This is a genomic window from Streptomyces sp. URMC 126, assembly GCF_051386555.1.
In the GTDB taxonomy this organism is placed as follows: Bacteria; Actinomycetota; Actinomycetes; order Streptomycetales; family Streptomycetaceae; genus Streptomyces.
Genome location: NZ_JBPQTX010000530.1, coordinates 1 through 2,770 on the forward strand (window position 1 = coordinate 1; position 2,770 = coordinate 2,770).

Annotated in this window: 2 protein-coding genes and 1 pseudogene; 1 reads left to right on the forward strand and 2 read right to left on the reverse strand. The window is 74.6% G+C overall.

Going from position 1 to position 2,770, the window contains the following annotated elements; genetic code table 11:
* Both ACSNOK_RS32340 and ACSNOK_RS32345 read right to left on the reverse strand, forming a co-directional pair.
* Positions 1 to 635, reverse strand: a pseudogene (locus ACSNOK_RS32340) (hypothetical protein); the annotation flags it as partial.
* A gap of 220 nt (positions 636 to 855) precedes the next feature.
* Complete coding sequence (locus tag ACSNOK_RS32345; RefSeq protein WP_436784355.1) at positions 856 to 2,007, reverse strand: serine hydrolase domain-containing protein; 1,152 nt, start codon at positions 2,005 to 2,007, stop codon at positions 856 to 858.
* A gap of 206 nt (positions 2,008 to 2,213) precedes the next feature.
* On the opposite strand from ACSNOK_RS32345, the gene ACSNOK_RS32350 reads away from it, so the two are divergent.
* Positions 2,214 to 2,770, forward strand: a 557-nt coding sequence (locus tag ACSNOK_RS32350; protein ID WP_436784356.1) for a TerD family protein, incomplete at its 3' end; no start/stop codon positions are given.

Here is a 2,770-nt window from a genome sequence, read left to right on the forward strand (position 1 = left end):
AGGCCGCCGCCCCCGCCGTAGGCGCCGTAGCCGGAGCCACCGCCGCCGCCCATGCCGGCCAGGGGCAGCCCGCCGCCCGCGTTGCCGCCCGAGCCGGCGCCGCCCGCCTGCCCGGTGTCACCGCCCTTGCCCCCGCGGCTGCTTCCGCACTGGGCGCCCTGGCCGCCGGTCGCGCCCGACGCGCCGCGCGCCGCGGTCCCCGTGAACGTACCGGTGGAGACGTACGTCGCGTCCCGTCCGGAGGCGCCGCCGCCCGCTCCGCCGGCGCCCCTGACGCTTCCCCCGCCGCCACCGCCGGCGATGAGGAGTACCCGGCCGAGCCGTTGGCTGTACACCCCGCTCATGCCGCCGCCGTTCGTGCCGCCACCGCCGTACCCTGAGGTGTTGCCCACCACGATCCGCAGGGTCTCCCCGGGCGCCACGGTGATGTTCCCGGCGGTGAAGCCCCCGCCGCCGCCCGTGTTGGTCCCCCACGCCGCGCCACCGCTGCCCCACACCCGGGCGTTCACCAGGGTGACCCCCGCCGGCACGACGAACGACTGCGTCGCGCCGGTGGCGTCGAACCGCTGGGACCGGTCGTAACCGGCGGTGGTGCCGACGGTCGCGGCCCGCGTCTCCACGACGTTCTGGTCCATGGCTGTTCCCCTCCCTCACGGCCGCTCCCGGAACCGGGTGGGAAAGGGGTCCGGATGAGGCCATGCCACAGAAACCGGATGAACGGCACACTTCACCGTTGTCGGATACGGGCATCTTCGTCGCTCCGAACGGCACTGTCGAGCGGGCCTTTTGCGCCGCCGGAGCCCCCGGCGCGGGAGCGGGCGGGGGCGCCCCCGGGAGGCGCCCCCAGGGGCTGCCTCACCCCACCGCGCACTCCCGGATCACCTTCGCCAGGGGGACCGTCTCCGGCGCCGCCCCGCCCGGGAACGCGAACCGCCGCCGGTTGTACCCGAAGGCCAGCCCCGCCCCCGGGTCGGCGAAGCCCAGCGACCCGGCCGCGCCGCTGTGCCCGAAGGACCGCGCGCCCAGGAAGGGGTAGTGCTCGGACACCACCACGAACCCCAGCCCGTACGCCTGGTAGGCACCGTTGACCAGGTCCCGCCCGGCCACCTGGATCTCGGCGGCCCGCGCCGCCGTGTCGGGCGTCAGCAGCGGATCCCGCCCGTCCACCCCGCTGACGGCCGCCGCGTACAGCCGGGCCAGCCCGCGCGCGGAGGCGACGCCACCGACCGAGGCGGGTCCGGCGGCCCGCATCTCCCGGGAGTTGGGCAGCGCTTCCAGGTCGGTCGGGGCCTTGGTGTAGTTGCGGTTGAAGGCGATGCCCGGCAGGCTCTCCGGCCCGTGCCCCGCCGCCGCGCGCTGTCGCTTCTGCTCGGGCGTCGGGTCCATCGGCCGAGTGCTGAGCCAGCGGGGCTCCAGCTCCTCCGGCAGCCCCATGAAGAGGTCGATGCCGTACGGCGCGCGGATCCGCGTCTCGTAGACCTCCTGCATGGTCTGACCGGTGACGCGGCGGACGACCTCGCCGGTCAGCGCCCCGATGACGAGCGCGTGGTAGCCGTGGGCGGCACCCGGCCGCCAGTACGGCCGCTGGGCGCCCAGCCGCTCGGCGATCGCGCGGTCGTCGGCCAGCTCCTCGGGGGTGAAACCGCCGTCCGCGCCGACCAGGCCCGCCTGGTGGGAGACGAGCTGCCGCAGGGTCACGTGCTCCTTGCCGGCCGCCGCGAACTCGGGCCAGTAGTGCCGCACCTCACGGTCCGGGTCCAGCGTCCCGTCCTGGACGAGCAGCGCGACGACGAGGTGGGCGGCGCCCTTGGTGGACGAGAAGACGCCGGTGAGCGAGTCCCCGTCGATCTCCGGGCCACCCCACAGGTCGACCACCCGCCGCCCGTGCACGTACGCGGCCAGCTGGGCGGAGTGCCCGGCCCGCTCCTCGGCGAGCGTCGCCGCGAACGCCTCGCGCACCGGCTCGTACCCCTCGGCTACCGTCCCGTGGACGATGGCGTCCGTCATCGTGTCCCCCGTTCTCACGTTTCCGCGCTCCCGCGGCCCCGCGTGGTCGTACTCAAGATCGGTCGTACTCAAGATCAGTCGTCGTGCTCAAGATCAGTCGTCGTGCTCAAGATCAAAAGAAGGGCACGATACACAGCCGCGGCGGTCTCCGCGCTATTCCGCCCGGGTCATGGAACCGCAAAGCCCGATCACGCGTTGAACGGATCATGACCGCTATGACCCCCGGCTCGAACATTCCGCTCTCCGTCACCCGTGTGACGGTGGACGTCGCCGCGCCCGTACGGCTCGACGTCTCGGGCCTGCTGCTCACCGCCGACGGCAAGGTGCGCTCCGACGACGACTTCGTCTTCTACAACCAGCCGACGGGCCCCGGCGTGACCCACAGCGCCGGCGCGGCCGGCGCGCCCGACTCGATCACCGTCGACACGGCCGCCGTGCCCGCCGGCATCGAGAAGATCGTCGTCACGGCGAGCCTGGACGCCCCCGGCACCACCTTCGCCGGCACCGAACCGACCGCGACCGTCCGGGACGCCGCTACCGGCGCCCCGCTGGCCACCTTCACCCCGCCGAGGCTCGGCACCGAGACGGCGCTGATCATCGTCGAGGTCTACCGGCGCAACGGCGCCTGGAAGGTGCGGGCCGTCGGCCAGGGGTACGCCGACGGGCTGGCGGGCATCGCCACCGACTTCGGCGTGAGCGTGGAGGAGCCGGCTCCGGCCCCGGCCGCCCAGGCCCCCACTGCCCCGGCTCCGGTGACCCCGAC

Coding starts and splice junctions, on each gene's coding strand:
- ACSNOK_RS32345 (WP_436784355.1), bottom strand. CDS start 2,007: ATGACGGACGCCATCGTCCACGGGACGGTAGCCGAGGGGTACGAGCCG.